At 74.8% G+C, this 19605-nt stretch carries 10 protein-coding genes; 9 read left to right on the top strand and 1 reads right to left on the bottom strand.

Annotation, left to right across the window (positions count from 1 at the left end; all coding sequences use genetic code 11):
• The first annotated feature begins 252 nt into the window (after positions 1–252).
• Positions 253–1959 carry a glycerol-3-phosphate dehydrogenase/oxidase gene (locus ACH4F6_RS33745; protein ID WP_397964178.1) on the top strand — a complete coding sequence of 569 codons (1707 nt, stop codon included), beginning with the start codon at positions 253–255 and terminating at the stop codon, positions 1957–1959.
• Positions 1960–2166: 207 nt separating this feature from the next.
• On the opposite strand, the gene ACH4F6_RS33740 is transcribed toward ACH4F6_RS33745, so the two are convergent.
• Positions 2167–3252: a serine hydrolase domain-containing protein gene (locus ACH4F6_RS33740; protein WP_397964202.1), complete on the bottom strand. Its 1086-nt coding sequence runs from the start codon at positions 3250–3252 to the stop codon at positions 2167–2169.
• Between the two features lie 519 nt (positions 3253–3771).
• Here ACH4F6_RS33740 and ACH4F6_RS33735 point away from each other — a divergent pair.
• The 8 genes from ACH4F6_RS33735 to ACH4F6_RS33700 all read left to right on the top strand — a co-directional run bounded on the left by ACH4F6_RS33735 (position 3772) and on the right by ACH4F6_RS33700 (position 19589).
• Entirely contained in the window at positions 3772–5871 is a 2100-nt protein-coding gene (locus tag ACH4F6_RS33735) for a protein kinase (protein ID WP_397964177.1), read from the top strand.
• A gap of 223 nt (positions 5872–6094) precedes the next feature.
• Entirely contained in the window at positions 6095–8740 is a 2646-nt protein-coding gene (locus ACH4F6_RS33730; RefSeq protein ID WP_397964176.1) for a protein kinase, read from the top strand.
• A gap of 211 nt (positions 8741–8951) precedes the next feature.
• Positions 8952–10637: a serine/threonine-protein kinase gene (locus ACH4F6_RS33725; RefSeq protein ID WP_397964201.1), complete on the top strand. Its 1686-nt coding sequence runs from the start codon at positions 8952–8954 to the stop codon at positions 10635–10637.
• Positions 10638–10703: 66 nt separating this feature from the next.
• Positions 10704–12332: a protein kinase gene (locus ACH4F6_RS33720; RefSeq protein WP_397964175.1), complete on the top strand. Its 1629-nt coding sequence runs from the start codon at positions 10704–10706 to the stop codon at positions 12330–12332.
• Between the two features lie 92 nt (positions 12333–12424).
• Positions 12425–14227: a protein kinase gene (locus ACH4F6_RS33715; RefSeq protein ID WP_397964174.1), complete on the top strand. Its 1803-nt coding sequence runs from the start codon at positions 12425–12427 to the stop codon at positions 14225–14227.
• Between the two features lie 80 nt (positions 14228–14307).
• On the top strand, positions 14308–15969 hold the full coding sequence (locus tag ACH4F6_RS33710) for a protein kinase (RefSeq protein ID WP_397964173.1): 1662 nt from the start codon (positions 14308–14310) through the stop codon (positions 15967–15969).
• A 135-nt stretch (positions 15970–16104) separates the two neighbouring features.
• Positions 16105–17754 (top strand): succinic semialdehyde dehydrogenase, encoded by a 1650-nt coding sequence (locus tag ACH4F6_RS33705; protein WP_397964172.1) that lies wholly within the window; start codon positions 16105–16107, stop codon positions 17752–17754.
• 29 nt (positions 17755–17783) lie between these two features.
• Entirely contained in the window at positions 17784–19589 is a 1806-nt protein-coding gene (locus tag ACH4F6_RS33700) for a GMC family oxidoreductase N-terminal domain-containing protein (protein WP_397964171.1), read from the top strand.
• Positions 19590–19605 lie beyond the last annotated feature (16 nt).

Below are 19605 nucleotides of genomic sequence, written 5' to 3'. Positions count from 1 at the left end.
CAGGACGGGCGAGCGCAATGTCAGACTAGGAGTAAATATGACCGTTATGTGGGATTGATCGGCTGTGTTGGGCGGCTTGTTGATCGGCGTCGTCCCCCGGCATGCCCGCTCCGGTTCCGCGAGAGTTGTCCACAGGCTGGGGGTGAGTGGTGGCTGAAGTCGGGCAACCCGGTCAGAATCTGGGCATGGGGGGTACGGACCGGGCCTCGCCCCGAGCGGTGCGGCCGATGCGACCGACAGCGGGAGGCAGCAGTGAGGACAGCGACACTGGGCCCGGAACAGCGAGCCGAGTCACTGGCGGCGATGGCCGGGCGCGAACTGGACGTGCTGGTGGTCGGAGCCGGCGTGGTCGGCGCGGGCACCGCCCTCGACGCCGTCACCCGCGGCTTGTCGACGGGCCTCGTCGAGGCACGCGACTGGGCCTCGGGCACCTCGAGCCGGTCCAGCAAACTGATCCACGGCGGCCTGCGCTATCTGGAGATGCTCGACTTCGCCCTCGTCCGCGAGGCGCTCAAGGAGCGCGGACTGCTGCTGGAGCGGCTCGCACCGCACCTGGTCAAGCCGGTTCCGTTCCTGTACCCGCTCCAGCACAGGGGCTGGGAGCGGCTGTACGCCGGCTCGGGCGTCGCGCTCTACGACGCGATGTCCATGGCCCGCGGGCACGGACGCGGCCTGCCCCTGCACCGGCACCTGACCCGCCGTCACGCCCTGCGTGTCGCCCCCGCGCTGAGGAAGGACGCCCTGGTCGGCGCCCTCCAGTACTACGACGCCCAGATGGACGACGCGCGCTTCGTCACCACGCTGGTGCGCACCGCGGTGGCGTACGGGGCGAAGGCGGCCAACCGCGCGCGCGTGACGGGCTTCCTGCGCGAGGGCGAGCGGGTCGTGGGCGCCCGCGTGCAGGACGTCGAGGGCGGCCGGGAGTACGAGGTCCGCGCCAAGCAGGTCGTCAACGCCACCGGCGTGTGGACCGACGACACCCAGGGGATGGTGGGGGAGCGGGGACGGTTCCACGTCCGCGCCTCCAAGGGCATCCACCTCGTCGTGCCGAAGGACCGGATCCACTCCACGACCGGGCTGATCCTGCGCACCGAGAAGTCGGTGCTGTTCGTCATACCCTGGGGCCGGCACTGGATCGTCGGCACCACCGACACGGACTGGGACCTCGACAAGGCCCACCCGGCAGCCTCCAGCGCGGACATCGACTACCTGCTGGAACACGTGAACTCGGTCCTCGCGGTGCCGCTCACCCGGGACGACGTCGAGGGCGTCTACGCCGGCCTGCGGCCACTGCTCGCGGGCGAGTCCGACGCCACCAGCCAGCTGTCCCGCGAGCACACCGTCGCCCACCCCGTGCCCGGGCTCGTCGTCGTGGCGGGGGGCAAGTACACGACGTACCGGGTGATGGCCAAGGACGCCGTCGACGCGGCCGTGCACGGCCTCGACCTGCGCGTCGCCGAATGCGTCACGGAGGACGTGCCGCTGCTGGGCGCGGAGGGCTACCCGGCGCTGTGGAACGCGCGGGCGCGCATCGCCGCGCGGACGGGCCTGCACGTGGTGCGGGTCGAACACCTGCTGAACCGGTACGGCACGATGGCGGAGGAGATCCTCGACCTCATCGCCGGGGACGCGTCGCTGGGCGAGCCGCTCCAGGCGGCCGACGACTACCTGCGCGCCGAGATCGTCTACGCCGCTTCGCACGAGGGCGCGCGACACCTGGACGACGCGCTGACGCGGCGCACCCGCATCTCCATCGAGACCTTCGACCGGGGCACGCGCAGCGCCCGTGAGGCGGCCGGGCTGATGGCGCCGGTCCTCGGCTGGGACAAGGACCAGATCGAGCGCGAGGTGCAGCACTACGAGAAGCGGGTGGAGGCCGAGCGGGAGTCGCAGCGGCAGCCCGACGACCTGACGGCGGACGCGGCGCGGTTGGGGGCGCCGGACATCGCGCCGTTGTGACGGGCGGGTGTCGCGCGGGGCGGGGCGCGACCGGAGAGGGTGACCGGGCGGGGCGAGCTGCCGGGCCTCTTCCCTCCTGGGCGCCCTTCCCCCGGGCGTGTTCGCCCCGGTCTCGGTTCCCCCGGCAAGGGGTGACGAGATGACGGGGTGACGGGTTCACTCGAACGAGTGTCATGAAGCGGGATCTTCGCTCGGAACCGGCTCGTTTCAGGAAGTGCGAGGGCAGAACCCGGCGGCGAGCAGGGCCGGTTCGAGGCCGGGGTCCGCCATCGCCGTCGTGTTCACGCGGAAGGTGAGGACGCGACGGCCGTCGACGGTGGCCGCGCTGCGCACGTAGCTGCCGGAGATGCGGCCGTTGTGGCCCCACACGGTCACCCCGCAGGGAAGCGTCGCGGGAAACAGGCCCATGCCGTACGAGCCGTGTGCGGTACGGGTGTCGCGCATCTCCCGCAGCCAGCGGGGGGTGAGCAACTCGCCGCCCAGGAGGGCCGCGTAGAAGCGGTCCAGGTCGGCGAGGGTGGTCACCAGCTCGCCCGCGGCTCCGGCCGCCCGCGGGTCGAGTTCGGTGACGTCGGTCCCGTCCGTGTCGTAGGCGCGGCCGTGCGGGGAGGGCAGCGAGGTTCGGGAGCCGGGGAAGGAGGTGCCGGTCAGTCCCAGCGGGGAGATGACGCGCCGCTCGGCCTCCTGGGCGTACGAGCGGCCGGTGGCCTGTTCGACGACCAGACCGAGCAGGACGTAGTTGGTGTTCGAGTAGGCGAAGCGGCCGAGGCCGGCCGGAGGGTGGGTGAGGGCGATACGGACGGCTGCGGGAGCGGTGACGGGGAGGGTGCCCCCGGTGTCCCGGGTGTAGTCGTACAGGCCACTGGTGTGGGTGAGCAGGGAACGCAGGGTCAGCGCGCGCCCGTCGTTGCCGGCTCCGCGCACCAGGCCGGGCAGGTACCGCTCCACCGGGTCGGACAGGGACAGGCGGTGCTCGGCGGCCAGTTGGAGCACGACGGTGGCGAGGAAGGTCTTGGTGACGCTGCCGGCCCGGAAGTGATCGGAGCGGGCGATGCCCGGACCGGCCTCGGCGTAGCGGATGCCGGTCTCCTCACGGGCCAGCAGGGCCGCCGCGGGAGCCTTGCCCCGGGTGAGGAGCAGGGGGAGGAGGTCGTCCGTGGGCGGAGTCGGGGCCGTCCGGGTCCCGGCCGCGGTCAGGACGAGGACCGCCAGGACCGCACCGGCGGCCGGCAGCCTGCGCAGCGGTCGTGCCACGGCCCCTTCCCTCCCTGGGTCCCTTTCGCCCGCGCTCATCATGCAGGGCGGGGGAGGGGCACGGCACCGGGGACCACCCGTCGGACCAATGGGCTCACCCGTCCAGGCCGGGCGTCCGTCCGTCGGGAAGGCGCGCCCGCCCGTCGGGGGCGGGGTGTCCGCCCGCTGGGTCGAGGGCGTGCGCCGGTGGGGACGACCCGGTGGTGCCGGGTTCCGGCCGGCGGCGGTTCTCCGGGGCCGGCCGGGGGCGGCGGTTGTCGTCAGGGCCGACAGCGGTCGCGGTGATGGGCCGGCGGCGCTTCCCGGGGACGGGTGACGGCGGTTCCGCGGACTGGCCGAAGACTGTTCCGGGAGCCGTCCGGAGGCCGTTTCGCGTGCCGGGCGGAGGCGGTTCCGGGGCCTGGTAGGAGGCTATTTCGGGTTCTGGCCGGAGCGTGCTGCACCTTCTGGCCGGAATGCGACGGTCCTGTGGTGCGGCGAAGGGCACCCTGGGCGTCGGGCACTTGTCGGGTGAGGGACAATGGAGGCTCTGTCAGGGCGGGTTGCATGAGGGGACGCATGTCGGAGGCGGAGCGGGCGGGGGCATCCCGTCAGGACAAGAGCGCACGTCTCCTCGCCGGGCGGTACCGGCTGGGAGACGTACTCGGCCGCGGCGGCATGGGTACGGTGTGGCGCGCCGAGGACGAGACCCTCGGGCGGACGGTCGCCGTCAAGGAGCTGCGGTTCCCGTCGAACATCGACGAGGAGGAGAAGCGCCGGCTGATCACGCGGACGCTGCGCGAGGCCAAGGCCATCGCGCGGATCCGCAACAACAGCGCGGTGACGGTCTTCGACGTGGTCGACGAGGACGACCGGCCGTGGATCGTGATGGAGCTCGTCGAGGGCAAGTCGCTCGCCGAGGTCATCCGCGAGGACGGCGTGCTGGAGCCGAAGCGGGCGGCCGAGGTCGGGCTCGCGATCCTCGACGTGCTGCGGTCGGCCCACCGGGAGGGGATCCTGCACCGCGACGTGAAGCCGTCGAACGTGCTGATCGCCGAGGACGGCCGGGTCGTGCTCACCGACTTCGGCATCGCCCAGGTCGAGGGCGATCCGTCCATCACCTCCACCGGCATGCTCGTCGGCGCGCCCTCCTACATCTCCCCGGAGCGGGCCCGCGGTCACAAGCCGGGACCGGCGGCCGACCTGTGGTCGCTCGGCGGCCTGCTGTACGCGGCGGTCGAGGGCTCGCCCCCGTACGACAAGGGCTCCGCGATCGCGACGCTCACGGCGGTGATGACGGAGCCGTTGGAGGAGCCGAAGAACGCCGGTCCGCTCAGGGACGTCATCTACGGCCTGCTCACCAAGGACCCCGCGCTCCGGCTCGACGACGCCGGTGCGCGGAAGAAGCTCAACGCGGTGATCCACGCCCCCGGTCCCGGGGAGGCCGAGCCGGCCGACGCGACGAAGCTCGTGCCGCTGCCGGTCCCGCCGGAGGGCTCCGGGAGCTCCGTGGGCGGCGAGGCGGCCGAGAAGCTGCGCGGGGCCCTGCGGTCCGTGCGCAAGGCGGCCGTCGCGGCGGGGACGGCCACCTCGGCCGCGGCCCGCGCCAAGTCGGCCGACGGTGCCGCCCCCTCCGGGTCCCGGAAGTCGAACGACGCGGCGAAGCGCGGCCCGGCGGCCGCTGCCGCCGCGTCCCCCGCGCCCGCGGCACCGGCCAGGCCGAAGACGGCGGCCACGGCGGCCTCGGCGTCCGTCCCCGTGTCCGGCCCCGCGGCCGGGGCCGGCGGCAGCCGGACGACCGACCGTGGCGCGCGGGGCGCCCACGGCGTCCAGGGTTCCGGTACGGGCCGTGGCGGCGCGAGCGGCCGGAGCTCCGGGTGGCCCGTGATGACGCCGCCGGACCTGCCGCCGCGGCCCGTGCCCAGGGCGCCGATCACCGACGTGGTGCCGAAGCGGACTCTGGTGATCATCGCCGTGGTGGTGGTGCTCGCCGTCCTCGGCACGGTGCTGGCGCTCACGCTCGGCGGGGACGACGACAAGGCGAGCGGCTCGCCGGGCGGCTCGAAGGCCGTCGCCAGCGGGAGCGCGAGCACCGACACCAAGCAGGACGAGACGGGCGGGACCCGTACGGACGGGTCGGCGTCGCAGTCCGGGTCGGCCGACGACGACTCCGGCGGCAGCACGCCCGGCACCACTCCCTCCACGGCCCGGAGCACCGGGTCCGGCGTCTCCGCCACCGAGAACAGCACGGCGTCGACGACGTACTCGGGGAAGCAGGGGTACTCGATCGGGCTGCCCGCCGGGTGGAAGTACAGCTCCTCGGACGCGGCGGGCGACCGGTTCACCGGGCCCGACGGGCAGAAGCTGCTCGTCGCCTGGACGACCACGCCCAAGGACGATCCCGTCGCGGACTGGGAGAACCAGGAGCGCGGCATGAGGCGCTCGCAGTACCAGAAGATCCGGATAGAGAAGGTGGACTATCGCGGCTGGAACACGGCCGACTGGGAGTTCACCTACGCGGACGGCGGCACCGCCTACCGCACGATCGACCGCGGGTTCGTGGTGAACGACCACCAGGGGTACGCGCTGATGTACACGGCGAAGTCCGCCGCGTGGGACGGCGACCTGCGGCAGAGCACCTGGAAGACGCTGACGGAGACGTTCGCGCCGAAGAAGTAGGCGGGGTCGGTCCCCGACGGCGGACGGGGGCGCGGTGCGCGGACACCGCGTGTTCGAGGCGTCAGATCCGGCATCCCCTCTTTGCGAGTTGCCTCCGGCACGTATCGTGAGTGCCTGCGGACCGTACGCATCCGGCTGGGCGGCGGGATCCGGCCGGACACGGCTGGAACGGCTCGCTGAGCGAACGGAATTGACCGACCGGGTGGGCCCGGGGGAGGCAGACGTGGACGACTACGCGGGGCGCGTGCTCGCCGACCGCTACCGCCTGCCCCTGCCGCCCTCCGACGAGTACGAACTCACCGAGACCCGGGCCTTCGACACCTACAGCGGGCAGGAAGTCCTGGTCCGGCAGGTGCCGTTGCCGGAGGTCGTCGAGGCGGAGGTGCTCGACGCGGAGGGGCTGCCCGAGGGGTTCACGGCGCGGGAGCGCGGTGGCGGGCGTCCGGCCGGACGCCCGGGCACGCGTGCGCGCGGGCCCGCCGACCCCGCCGTGCGGCGGGCGGTGGAGGCGGCACAGGCCGCGGCGAGCATTCCCGACCACCCGCGACTGGACCAGGTGTTCGACGTGTTCGCCGAGGGCGGCTCGCTGTGGATCGTGAGCGAGTGGGTGGCCGCCCGGCCGCTGGCGGCGCTGCTCGCCGAGAAGCCGCTGACGCCGTACCGGGCGGCGGAGGTCGCCTCCGACGTGCTCATGGCCCTGCGGGTGCTGCACGCGCACGGCTGGGTGCACCGGAACATCACCGCGCGTACGGTCCTCGTCTGCGACGACGGCCGGGTCATGCTGACCGGGCTGGCCGTCGGGGCGGCGGAGGAAGCGCTGTGCGGGTACGACCCGGTGCCGGCCGACGAGAGCGAGGAGCGGCACGAGGGCGCGGCGGGCGGCCCGGCACAGGAGGCCGCGGGGCTGCGCGGACCGGTGGGCCCGGGCGCCGGGAGCACCGGGTTCGGCGGCGCCCCGGGACCCGGCGCCGGGGGCCGGCCGGGGCCGGGCGGGTTCACCGCCGGCGGCGGGGCCGCGGCGGATCCCGAGGCCGCGCGGCGGGCGGCGATCGAGGCACGGGCGGCCGGCGGGCTGCCGGCGGCGGCCGAGCCGGCGAACGGGGCCTCCGGCGCGGTGGCCCGCAGGACCCCGGAACCCGGCGGCGAGACCGGTGAGGACATCCGTGCGGCGCGGGCCGGCGCGATCGCCGCGTACCGCGCGGGGGCGCTGGCGGCGGCCCGGGTGCAGGAGGCCCAGCGCAGCGGGCGGGCGGCGCTGCCGGGCGCCCGCACCCCGGCCGAGGGCGACACCGGGGCGGGCCCCGCACCGGCGCCGTATGCGCTCGGGACGGGGCGGGAGACGGGACCCGGTGGTCCGTGGGGCACGCCTCCGGGGCAGATCGCCGACCCCTACGGGGTGCGCGGCGCGCCCGGCCCGAGTGGCGCGGCGCCCGGGACCACGGGTCCGGCCGGACAGGTCCCCGTCCCGCCGCACGGCGTGCAGACGGGGCGTGCCGTACCGGCGCAGGGCGTCGGTCCGGACGCTCCCGTGCCCGCGCGCGGCGCCGGGGCGGGCGCCGGGTGGGACGAGCCGGCGGCCGGGACCGGGGCACGGCGCGGACCCGCCACCGCGCTGGCCGCCGAGCGGGCGCGGCAGGCCCGGATGGCCGTCGTCGGACCCGTCACCGAGCGATGGGCGCCGGAGCAGGCCGGACCCGTGCACGAGAACTGGCAGCTGGCCGCGCCCATCGGCCCCGCGACCGACCTCTGGGCGCTCGGCGCGCTGCTCTTCCGCGCCGTGCAGGGACACGCGCCGTACCCGGAGGAGTCGACGGCGGACCTGGTGCAGATGGTGTGCGCCGAACCGCCGGCCTTCGCCGAGGAGTGCGGGCCGCTGAGGCCCGTCGTGGAGTCGCTGCTGCGCCAGGACCCCACCGAGCGTCTCGGCTTCGAGGAACTGCGCGGCTGGCTGCGCTCGTTGGTGCGTTCGGCGCCGGAACCGGAGGCGGGCACGCACGTCGTCGCCGCGCCGCCCGCCGACCCGCGCCGGCTGCCGATCGTGCGCCGCAAGGGCGAGTTGGTGCGCCGGCGGCGTGCCGGGCTGCCCGCGACCAGCGGGCGGCACAAACGGGACCGGCGCGAGACGACCCGTTCGCCCCGCAGCCTGGGCCGCACGCTGCTCCTGCTGGTCCTGCTCGCGCTGGCCGCGGTCATCGCGTACGCCGTGCTCTTCATGTCCAAGGCCGACGAGCAGGGCGCGGGCGGCACGACGGGAGCCGAGCGGACCGGGGCCGCCGGCCAGGCCGGACAGGCGCCCGAGGCGAGCAGTGAGCCCCGGCCCGACGACCAGGGCTCGCCGGCGCCGGACGGCAGCGCCTCCGCGTCCTCCGGCTCCTCGGGATCCGGCGCCACCGGGACGCAGTCCGGGGGCGACCTCCCCGACGGCTTCACCCTGCGCAAGGACGCCGAGGGCTTCCGGATCGCCGTCGCCAACGGCTGGGAGCGCTCCCCGAAGAACGGGCGCGGACAGGTGGTCTACGCGCACAGCGGCTTCGAGCTGATCATCGTGCCCGGGCGGGACGCCGCCTCCCGGTACGGCAGCGACCCGATGGCCTACCAGCGGGAGAAGGAGAGCGAGCTCCAGCCCTACCGCGACTCCAGTTGGGCCACCGCCTCCGGGCTGCGGACGATCCAGGTGGGCGGGCGGACGATGGCCGAGGGGCAGTTCACCTGGACCGCGGACGACGGGCGCGAACTGTTCGTGCGCAACCTCGCGATCCTCCTGGACGGGCGCTACCACGTCGTCCAGCTGCGCGGCCCGGAGGCCGAACGGGACGAGGTGACGCGGCTGTTCGAGCAGGCGACGGCCAGTTACCAGTACACCGGCTAGGCGCGGTCGCGCCGGGACGGGCCGGCGGACGTCCCGCCGGTGACCCGCCGGTAGCCCCAGCCGGCCTGCGGGGCAGCCCAGTTGGTTCCGCGTTCGCCGCGGAAGCGACAACCGTCACAGTGCGGTTTCCGTGGGGCCCCGCCGGTTCCCCGGACGCGGGCCGGTCTTTACGCTGATCCTGTCAAGAGCATTGCGGGGCAACGTGAATCAGATGCAGGGCTCGCTCGTCGCGGGCCGCTACCGGCTCGCCGACAGCATCGGCAACGGCGGCATGGGCCGGGTGTGGCGCGCACACGACGAGCTGCTGCACCGGGGCGTCGCCATCAAGGAGTTGACCGCTGCCCTCTACGTCTCCGAGAGCGACCAGGAGCGACTGCTCGCGCGCACCCGGGCGGAGGCCCGCGCGGCCGCGCGGATCAACCACTCCGCCGTCGTCACCGTGCACGACGTCCTCGAACACGACGGCCGCCCCTGGATCGTGATGGAGCTGGTCGAGGGCCGCTCGCTCGCCGACGCGGTCAAGGAGGACGGGCGCGTCGAGCCCACCGAGGCCGCCCGGATCGGACTGTGGGTGCTGCGCGCCCTGCGCGCCGCGCACGCGGCCGGCGTCCTGCACCGTGACGTGAAGCCCGGCAACGTGCTCCTCGCCCACGACGGCCGGGTCCTGCTCACCGACTTCGGCATCGCCCAGATCGAGGGCGACACCACGATCACCCGCACCGGTGAGGTCGTCGGCTCCGTCGACTACCTCGCCCCCGAGCGCGTGCGCGGTCAGGACCCCGGCCCGTCCTGCGACCTGTGGGCGCTCGGCGCGACGCTGTACACGGCGGTGGAGGGACGCTCGCCGTTCCGCCGCACCTCGCCGCTGAGCACCATGCAGGCGGTCGTCGAGGAGGAGGCCGCCGAACCCCGGTACGCCGGCCCCCTCGGGCCCGTGATCACCGCCCTGCTGCGCAAGGACCCGGCGGCCCGCCCCGACACGGCTCAGGCCGAGCACCTGCTGGCCGAGGCGGCGGAGGGCCGCCGGCCGGACGCGGCGCAGGAGTTCGTGCCTACCCGGTACACGGGAACCGGCCGGCCCGGCCGGGACGCGCACGGCAGCGGTGCGCACCACCCGTCCGCCGGGCGGTACGGCCGTGCGCCGGAGACGTCCGGCCCCCTCCCGCCGGGCGCCACCGCGCCCCAGCACCCCATGACCGTCCCGACCGCCGTCGGCGCCCCCGACCTCGGCCCGGCGCGGCCCCCGGCCCCGGCGCGGCCGTCGGCCCGCCGCCGTCACCTGCGCACGCTCGCGCTGGTGATCGCCGTCGCCGCGCTGGTCGGAGGCGGCACGGCGGTGGTGATGCAGCAGCGGGACGGGGACCGGGAGCCCGGCTCCCGGGCTTCCTCGTCGGCGTCGGAGCCCACACCCGGCGGCACCGGCCGGGCGACGCGGGAGATCACCGATCCCCTCGGCTTCGCCCTCTCCCTGCCCGAGGGCTGGGAGCGGCAGGTGTACCAGGACGACGGCGACCTGAAGCAGATCGACTACACGCCCGACGGCGGTGAGCACTTCGTCCGCATCGCCGTCGACGCGTCCCCGGACTACGACGACCCCTACGCCCACCAGGTCGACCTCGAGCAGCAGCTCCAGCGGCTGGTCGACTACCGGCGGGTGACCCTCGAGCGGAACGTCTACCGCGACCGCGAGGGCGCAGAGTGGGAGTACACCTGGACCGCCCTCGCCAAGGACACGGACTTCCCCGGCCCGCGGCGCGCGATCGAGGAGACGTACCTCTCCCGCGACGGCACGGAGTACGTGATCTACATGTCGTCGCCCGCGGAGGACTGGGACACCGCCCTCGAACAGTTCAGGGCCGTGCTGCAGAGCTGGCGGGAGCCGCGGAGCACCTCGTGACGCCGTCCGCGACTTGGCCGGTCGGCGCCCCGGAGGCCGGGCGTCCGGTGCGGCATGATGGGGCGCATGGGGACCGAGGGGGCCGGCGGGACCCGGGTCATCGCGGGCCGCTACCGGCTCGAGGAGAGACTCGGGCGCGGTGGCATGGGAGTCGTGTGGCGGGCCACCGACCGGCTGCTGGGGCGACAGGTGGCCGTCAAGGAGCTGGTCCCGGACGACTCCCTCTCCGCGGAGGAGGCGCGTGCCCGCCGTGACCGGACGCTGCGGGAGGCGCGGGCGGTCGCCCAGCTGCGGCATCCGCACGTCATCGTCGTGCACGACGTCGTCGAGGAGGACGAACGTCCCTGCATCGTGATGGAGCTGATCGACGGCGGCTCGCTCGCCGACCGGATCTCCGCACGCGGCCCCGTCGAGGCGCACGAGGCCGCCCGGATCGGCGCCGACCTGCTGGGCGCCCTGCGCGCCGCCCACGCGGCCGGGGTCCTGCACCGCGACATCAAGCCGGCGAACGTCCTCGTCGAGTCCGCCACCGGACGCGCCGTCCTCACCGACTTCGGCATCGCCCAGGTCACGGGCGCCACCACGCTCACCGAGACCGGTTCGTTCGTCGGCTCGCCCGAGTACACCGCGCCGGAGCGGATGTCCGGGGAGCGCACCGGTCCCGCCTCCGACCTGTGGTCGCTGGGCGCGCTGCTGTGCACGGCCCTGAGCGGCGAATCGCCCTTTCGCCGCGACTCGTTGGGCGGCATCCTGCACGCCGTGGTCTTCGCCGAGATCCGTACGCCCCCGCAGGCGGCGCCGCTGCTGCCCGTCGTCCGGGGACTGCTGGAGCGGGATCCGGAGCGGCGGCTGGGCGCGGCGGAGGCGGAACGGATGCTGCGCGCCTACCTGGAGACGGGGCGTACGCCCCCGGCGCCGGCGCGGACCGGGTACACGCCGACGCGGGCCGGCCCGTCCCGTCAGCGCCTCGCGCTCCTCTCCGCCCCCGCCGGTCCTTCCGGCCCTTCCGGTCCTTTCGGTCCGTCGGTCCCCGCCGGCGCTTCCGATCCGTCCACCGCGTCCGGCGCGCCCGGCCGGGAGCGGCCCACGCGCGGCGTGCTGGTGGCCGCGCTGCTGGTCGCCGCGATGGCCGGGGCGGGGGTCTCGGCGGCGGCGCTGCTGGTGGACCGGGGCGGTGCCGGGCCCGGTACGCCGACGCGGACGCCCGCGGTGAGCGGTTCCTCCTCGACCGCCACCCACCAGGACCGGCCCAGCGCTCCCTCCGGCTACCGCGTCGCCGAGGACCCGGCGGGGTTCGCGCTCGCGGTGCCGCAGGGGTTCACGCGGGTCCCGCAGGGGGAGCGGATCTTCTACATGTCGCCGGGACAGACCTTCCGGCTCGGCATCAAGGTCACCGGTCCCGGTCCCGGCGGTCCGCTCGGCGTGCTGGAGAGGTCGGCCGCCCAGGGCCCGCGGACCAACCCCGGTTACCGCGACGGCCGGGTCACCGAGACCACGCGCGACGGACGGCCCGCCGCGCTCTGGGAGTTCACCTGGAACGGCTTCTCCGCGGCGGAGGGCCCCCGGCACACCTTCGACCTGTGCTGGGAGGAGGGCGGGCGGCTGTACGACGTGTGGGTGTCGGCGCCCGTCGGGATGACGCGGGAGGCGCGGGAGTACTTCGACGTGGCGGTCGACACGCTCGTACCGGCATGAAGGGGAGATAAGGCGCGGTCCGCGTCACGGCTCTGTGACCGGTGCGCACGGCCGGTGGAAACGGGTCCGCGTGGCGCGATATGGATGGACGCATGAGTCACCACGGGGGAACCGGCCACGGGGCCGACGACACGACGAGTTTTGTTCTGCAACCTCCGCAGCCGCAGCAGTCGCCGCAGCCGCAGTCGCAACGGCCGCAGCAGTCGCCGCGACCGTCGCGCCCGGCGGCCGTCCCGGCGCAGTCCGCCGCCGCGTCCCCGCAGCCGGCCGGCAGGACCGCGCCGTCCTCCGCCGCGCCCACCCCTCGGGCCGCCTCCGCGCCCACCCCGCAGGTCGCCGCTGCCCCGCAGGCCGTCGGCGCCCCGCAGTCCGTCTCCGCCCCGCAGTCCGTCTCCGCCCCGCAGGAACCGGGCGCCGGGCGGCTCATCGCGGGCCGCTACCGGCTCGTCGCCAAGCTCGGGCACGGCGGCATGGGCACGGTATGGCGCGCCAAGGACGAGACGGTGGACCGCGAGGTCGCCGTCAAGGAACCCCGGGTCCCGGACCACCTTCCCGAACGCGAACGGGCCAACGCCTTCGAACGGATGCGGCGCGAGGCGCGGGCAGCGGCCCGGCTGGACCATCCGGCGGTCGTGAACGTCCACGACGTCGCCGTCGTCGACGGACAGCCGTGGATCGTGATGGAGCTGGTGCACGGGCGCTCGCTCGGCAGCGCCCTGCAGGAGGGCACGCTCGGGGTGCGCGAGGCGGCCCGGATCGGTCTGCAGGTGCTCGGCGCGCTGGAGGCCGCGCACGCGGCCGGCATCCTGCACCGGGACGTCAAGCCGGACAACGTCCTGCTCGGCCGGCACGACCGCGTCGTCCTCACCGACTTCGGCATCGCCCAGATCGAGGGCGAGACGAACCTGACCGACACCGGCGGCTTCGTCGGCTCCCCCGAGTACATCGCGCCCGAGCGGGTGCTGGGCCAGCGCCCGGGCCCGGCGTCCGACCTGTGGTCCCTGGGCGTCGTGCTGTACACGGCGACGGAGGGCGTCTCGCCGTTCCGCCGCAGCAACACCCCGGCCACGCTCCAGTCCGTGCTGAACGCCGCGCCCGCCCCGCCCGCCGCCGCGCGGGGCCCGCTCGCCGAGGCCGTCAACGGCCTGCTGGAGAAGGACCCGGCCCGCCGTCCGCAGGCCGCGCAGGTCCGCGCCCTGCTGGAGCGCGCCGCCGACCCGCCGGCGCCGACGCCCACCCAGGCCGTGCCGCGCACCGAAGCCCCCCGGGCGCGCCTCCGGTTCGGGCGGGCGGCGTGGGCCGGGCTCGGGGCCACGGTCGTGGCGGCGGCGGTGGCGGCGTACCTGGTGATCGCCGACCCGTTCGCGGGGCCGCTGCCGGACGGCTGGAAGACGGCCCACGTGAAGGACGTCACGGCCACGCTGGCGGTGCCCGACGGATACCGGCAGCGGGTCCCCGACCGGTCCTCCGACAGCAGCCACTGGGTGAGCTACACCGACCCGAGCGGCGCCGTCTCGATCGTGCTGTCGGTGGAGCGCAAGGCGGAGGACGCGGGCGGCGAGATCAAGGCGTCCGCGGCGGCCGAGATGTACGCCGACAACGACGAGTTCATGGACAACGGCAGCTACCGGCTCGACATGCCGAAGGGACCGCGGACCCGGCCCGACGACAAGGCGACCTTCCACGGCGGCAAGGCCGCGCAGAACACGATCGCGTACACCACCGACGACACCCAGGACCCCCGCCCCCGCGAGCTGAGCGTCTTCTACTACAAGTCCTCGGCCGGCGACATGTACCGCCTCACCGTCGGCTACCCCGGCAAGGGGGACTTCACGGAGCGCGGCCGCGAGGTCGCCCGGACGGCGATCGCCAACCTGGACCTGGACAAGCTCTGACGGCCGCCGCGCACCGGGTGCGCGGGGCGGTTCGGGCCGGGACGGTGGGTACGGGGGCCCGCTCGTGGTAGGCATGGGGCATGAGTGCTGGCGGGGACCCCGGAGACGGCAAGGGCCGTACGGTGGGCGGCCGTTACCGGCTGCTGGAACGTATCGGCTCCGGTGGCACGGGCACCGTCTGGCGGGCCCGCGACGAACTCGTGGAACGCGAAGTCGCGGTCAAACAGCCCCGGTTGCCCGGGGGCCCGGAGGACGAGTCGCACCGGCGGGCCGCCCACCGCCTCTACCGGGAGGCCCGGGCCGCCGCCCGTGTCGACCACCCCTGCGCGGTCTCCATCCACGACGTCGTCGTGGAGGAGGACGGGGCCGGACCGGACGGCCCGCCGTGGATCGTGATGGAGCTGGTCCGCGGCGAGTCCCTGGACGAGGTGCTGCGGCGCGGACCCCTGGCGCCCGCCGAGGCCGCCCGCATCGGCCTCGCCGTCCTCGGCGCCCTGCGCGCCGCCCACGCCGTCGGCATCGTCCACCGCGACGTGAAACCCGCCAACGTCCTGCTCGGCGCCCACGGCCGCGTCGTCCTCACCGACTTCGGCATCGCGCACGTCCAGGGGGAGGAGTCCCTCACCCGCGGCGGCGAGTCCGTCGGCTCCCTGGAGTTCGTCGCCCCGGAACGGATGTCCGGCCGCGGCGCCGGCCCCGCCTGCGACCTGTGGTCCCTGGGCGTCCTCCTCCACACCGCCGTCGAGGGCCGGTCCCCGTTCCGCCGTACGACCCCCAAGGCCACGCTCGCCGCGATCCTCGCCGCGGACCCGCCCGAGCCGGAACGGGCCGGCCCCCTGGGTCCGCTCCTGCGCCGGCTCCTGGTCCGGGACCCCGACCGGCGGCCGGACCCGGCGGAGGTCGCCGCGGCGCTGGAGGCCGTGACGGAGGGGCGACCGGAGCCGCCGTCCCCCGACGAGGCGGGGGAGGGGGCGGAGGAGGCCGGGCCGCAGCACGTGCGGCGACCGCGGCGGCCCGGGGACGACCCGGGGACGGCACGGCCGGGGCCGGAACGCGCCGACGGCGCCGTGGGGGAGAGCGGGCCGGGCCCCGCGACAGGCCCGGGAGACCGGCGCCCCCTCCTCCGGCGTCCCGCTCCCCTCGCCCTCCTCTCCGCCGTTCTCGCCGGTGGCGCCTGGCTCGGCACGTCCGTCCTCTGGGGGCCCGACAGCGGGGCGGCCACCGACCGGACCGCGTCGCACGGGCCGGTCGCGTCGGGCCCCGCCCCCGCGGCGAGCTCCTCCCCCGCCTCCTGGACGGCCCACCGGGAGCCCGGCATGGACGCCGTCCTCTCCCTCCCCGCCCGGTACCGGGAGTCCGCCCGCCGGGGAAGCGCGAGCGACCAGCCCCGGCTGGTGGTCTACTCGGCGGGCCCCGTGGACGTACGCCTCACCCAGTGGGACAGCGCACCCGCCTCACCGGCCGGCCGGGCCGCCGAGGCGCACGAGACCCGGGACGGCCACGACGGCGGTGCGCGGACGCGGACCACCCCCACCACCTTCCGGGGCCACGGGGCCGTCCTCGCCGACACCACCTACGGCCCGGCCGGCTCCCCGACCCGGGTGATGGAGCTGTTCGTCCTCACCGACGACGACCGGATGTACGAGCTGCGCGTCGACATGCCGAAGGGCACACCGGACGAGCAGCGGGGCACCGCGGTCTTCAGGGCGGCCCGCGACCGGCTGCGGATCGAGACGCCGTAGTTTCACCGGAGGTCGTGGAACAACGCCCTGATCAGCGCGTTCGTTGCCAGTGACCACTGGCGTCGTGTGTGTGGTCGGTGAATGCCCATTACCGACGGGTACCAAAAGCCCTCCCCGCGTCATACCCTGCGCCTCATGACGGACTCGCAGGCCCCGGACACGACCGGCGCGACGACCACGACCGACGTGACGACCACGGCCGGTACCAATCCCCTCGCCCCCGCCCCGACCGGCGTCCGCACCGCCGCCGACGTGGTCACCCCCCAGCTCGTCGCCCACCTGACCAAGGGCGTCGTCGGCTCCGGGCGCACCGCGAACCACACGCCGTTCACCGGCGAGAAGCTCGCCGACCTGCCCGAGTCCACCCCCGAGGACGTGGAGAAGGCGTTCGCCGCGGCCCGGGCCGCCCAGCAGGTGTGGGCGCGGGTGCCCGTGCGGGAGCGCGCCGCGGTCCTGCTCCGCTTCCACGACCTGGTGCTGGAGCGCCAGGCCGAGGTCCTCGACCTGATCCAGCTGGAGACCGGCAAGGCCCGGCTCCACGCCCACGAAGAGGTGCAGGCGGTCGCGGTCGCCGCCCGTCACTACGGCCGCAAGGCCCCCGCCTACCTGAGGCCCAAGCGGCACGCGGGGGCCGTGCCGACCCTGACGAAGGTCACCGAACTGCGCCACCCGCGCGGTGTCGTCGGCCAGATCGCGCCCTGGAACTACCCCCTGGAGCTGTCCGTCGGCGACGCCCTCCCCGCCTTCGTCGCGGGCAACGCGGTCGTGATGAAGCCCGACACCGAGACCTGCCTCACCGCCCTGTGGGCCCGCGACCTGCTCGTCGAGGCCGGCCTGCCCGCCGGGGTCTTCCAGGTCGTCCTCGGCGACGGTCCGGTCGTCGGCCCGGAGGTCGTCCGGCACGCCGACTACGTCTCCTTCACCGGCTCCACCCGCACCGGCCGCGAGGTCGCCCAGGGCGCCGCCGCCCGCCTGGTCGGGGTCTCCCTCGAACTCGGCGGCAAGAACGCCATGCTGGTCCTGCAGGACGCCGACGTGGAGAAGGCGGCGGCCGGCGCCGTCCGCGCCTGCTTCTCCTCCGCGGGCCAGCTCTGCATCTCCATCGAGCGGCTGTTCGTGCACGAGTCGGTCGCGGACGCCTTCCTGGAGCGCTTCGCCGCCCGCACCGGGGCCATGCGCCTGGGCACCTCCCTCGCCTACGGCGCCGACATGGGGTCCCTCGTCGGCGAACGCCAGCTGGAGACGGTGAAGCGGCACGTGGACGAGGCCGTGGCGAAGGGCGCGACGGTGGTGGCCGGCGGTGTCGCCCGCCCCGACGTCGGCCCGTACTTCTACGAGCCGACGATCCTCGACGGCGTGACGGAACCGATGTCCGTGTGCACGGAGGAGACCTTCGGCCCGGTCGTCTCGGTCTACCGCTTCACGACCGACGACGAGGCGATCGACCTCGCCAACTCCACGCCGTACGGCCTGAACGCCTCGGTGTGGACCAGGGACGGACGCCGCGGCCGCGAGGTCGCCGCCCGGCTGCGCACCGGCACGGTCAACGTCAACGAGGGCTACGCCCCCGCCTACGGCAGCGTCCAGTCGCCCATGGGCGGCATGAAGGACTCCGGCCTCGGCCGGCGCCACGGCTCCGAGGGCATCCTCAAGTACACCGAGGCCCAGACCGTCGCCCAGCAGCGGCTGCTGCCGATGGCGCCCGCGCTCGGCATGGACGACGAGCAGTACGCGCGGTTCATGAGCCGCAGCCTGCGGCTGATGAAGGCCTTCCGCTTCCGCTAGACAGCACCCGTTCTCAACGAGGAGAGCACGTGTCACAGGAGAACTCCGTCCGGCCCCGGGACGAGGCCGTGTACGACTACGACGTCATCGTCGTCGGCTCGGGCTTCGGCGGTTCCGTCACCGCGCTCCGCCTCACGGAGAAGGGGTACCGCGTCGGCGTGCTGGAAGCCGGCCGCCGCTTCACCCGCGCCACCCTCCCCAGGAACTCCTGGGACCTGAAGAACTACCTCTGGGCCCCGAAGCTCGGCCTGTACGGGATCCAGCGCATCCACCTGCTGGGCAACGTCATGGTCCTGGCCGGCGCGGGCGTCGGCGGCGGCTCCCTCAACTACGCCAACACCCTGTACGTACCGCCGAAGGCCTTCTTCGACGACCCGCAGTGGCGGGACATCACCGACTGGCAGGAGGAACTGAAGCCGTACTACGACCAGGCCCGGCGGATGCTCGGCGTCCGGCTCAACCCGACCACGACCCCCTCCGACGTGCACCTGAAGGCGGCGGCCGAACGGATGGGCGTCGGGGACACCTTCCACATGGCGCCGGTCGGCGTCTTCTTCGGGGACGGCCAGGACGCCGACGGAAAGGTCAGGGCACGGGCGGGCGAGGAGGTCCCGGACCCGTACTTCGGCGGCGCGGGCCCGTCCCGCCGGGCCTGCACCGAGTGCGGCGAGTGCATGACCGGCTGCCGCCACGGCGCGAAGAACACCCTGAACGAGAACTACCTCTACCTCGCCGAGAAGGCGGGAGCGGTCGTCCACCCCCTGACGACGGTCATGTCGGTCACGGACGACTCGCGGGGCGGCTACGCCGTGGCCACCCTCCCCACCGACCGGAGGAAGAAGGCGGCGGGCAGGACCTTCACGGCCCGCAGGGTCGTCCTCGCCGCCGGCACCTACGGCACCCAGACCCTGCTGCACCGGATGAAGGCGAACGGCCGGCTGCCGCACCTCTCCGACCGGTTGGGGGAGCTGACCCGCACCAACTCCGAGGCGCTGGTCGGCGCCCAGACCGACGACCGCCGCTACCGCAGGGCGACCGGCCACGCCAAGGCCGACTTCACCCGCGGTGTCGCCATCACCTCCTCCATCCACCCGGACGAGAACACCCACATCGAACCGGTCCGCTACGGCAAGGGCTCCAACTCGATGGGCAGCCTGTCGATCCTCCAGGTCCCGTACGCGGAGGGCTCGTCGCGGGTGGCCGGCTGGCTGGCGAACGCCGCCCGCCACCCCGTCCTCGTCCTGCGCTCCCTGTCCAACCGCCGCTGGTCGGAGCGGACCATCATCGGCCTGGTGATGCAGTCGCTGGACAACTCCCTGACGACGTACCTGAAGCGGACGGGCGTGGGCAAGGGCCTGCTGACGGCGCGCCAGGGCCACGGCAGCCCCAACCCCAAGCAGATCAAGGCGGCGTCCGAGGCCGCCTCCGCCCTCGCCGCCGACATCAACGGCTTCGCCGGCTCCAACGTCGGCGAACTGATGGGCACCCCGCTCACCGCCCACTTCCTCGGCGGCTGCCCGATCGGCTCGTCCCGCGAGACCGGCGTCATCGACCCGTACCACCGCCTGTACGGCCACCCCGGCATCTCCGTCGTGGACGGCGCGGCCGTCTCGGCGAACCTGGGCGTGAACCCGTCCCTGACGATCACCGCCCAGGCCGAGCGCGCGATGTCCTTCTGGCCCAACAAGGGCGAGGAGGACCCGCGTCCGGCGCAGGGCGCGGCGTACGAGCGCCTCGATCCGGTGGAGCCCACGTCGCCCGCGGTCCCGGCGGAGGCCTTCGCCGCGCTGCGGCTGCCGTTCCTGGGGGTGCCGGCGGTACCGCCGAAGCAGTAGGCGGAGCCGGTACACG

It is taken from the genome of Streptomyces sp. NPDC017936 (assembly GCF_044328485.1).
Classification (GTDB): Bacteria; Actinomycetota; Actinomycetes; order Streptomycetales; family Streptomycetaceae; genus Streptomyces.
The sequence above is the reverse complement of the archived record's forward strand: the minus strand, read 5'-3'. Positions and strand labels throughout refer to the sequence as shown.

What these genes read in the sequence shown, in the direction of transcription:
- ACH4F6_RS33705 (WP_397964172.1), top strand. Translation starts at nt 16,105, where the DNA reads ATGACGGACTCGCAGGCCCCGGACACGACCGGCGCGACGACCACGACC.
- ACH4F6_RS33725 (WP_397964201.1), top strand. Translation starts at nt 8,952, where the DNA reads ATGCAGGGCTCGCTCGTCGCGGGCCGCTACCGGCTCGCCGACAGCATC.
- ACH4F6_RS33710 (WP_397964173.1), top strand. Translation starts at nt 14,308, where the DNA reads ATGAGTGCTGGCGGGGACCCCGGAGACGGCAAGGGCCGTACGGTGGGC.
- ACH4F6_RS33740 (WP_397964202.1), bottom strand. Translation starts at nt 3,252, where the DNA reads ATGAGCGCGGGCGAAAGGGACCCAGGGAGGGAAGGGGCCGTGGCACGA.
- ACH4F6_RS33720 (WP_397964175.1), top strand. Translation starts at nt 10,704, where the DNA reads ATGGGGACCGAGGGGGCCGGCGGGACCCGGGTCATCGCGGGCCGCTAC.
- ACH4F6_RS33735 (WP_397964177.1), top strand. Translation starts at nt 3,772, where the DNA reads ATGTCGGAGGCGGAGCGGGCGGGGGCATCCCGTCAGGACAAGAGCGCA.
- ACH4F6_RS33715 (WP_397964174.1), top strand. Translation starts at nt 12,425, where the DNA reads ATGAGTCACCACGGGGGAACCGGCCACGGGGCCGACGACACGACGAGT.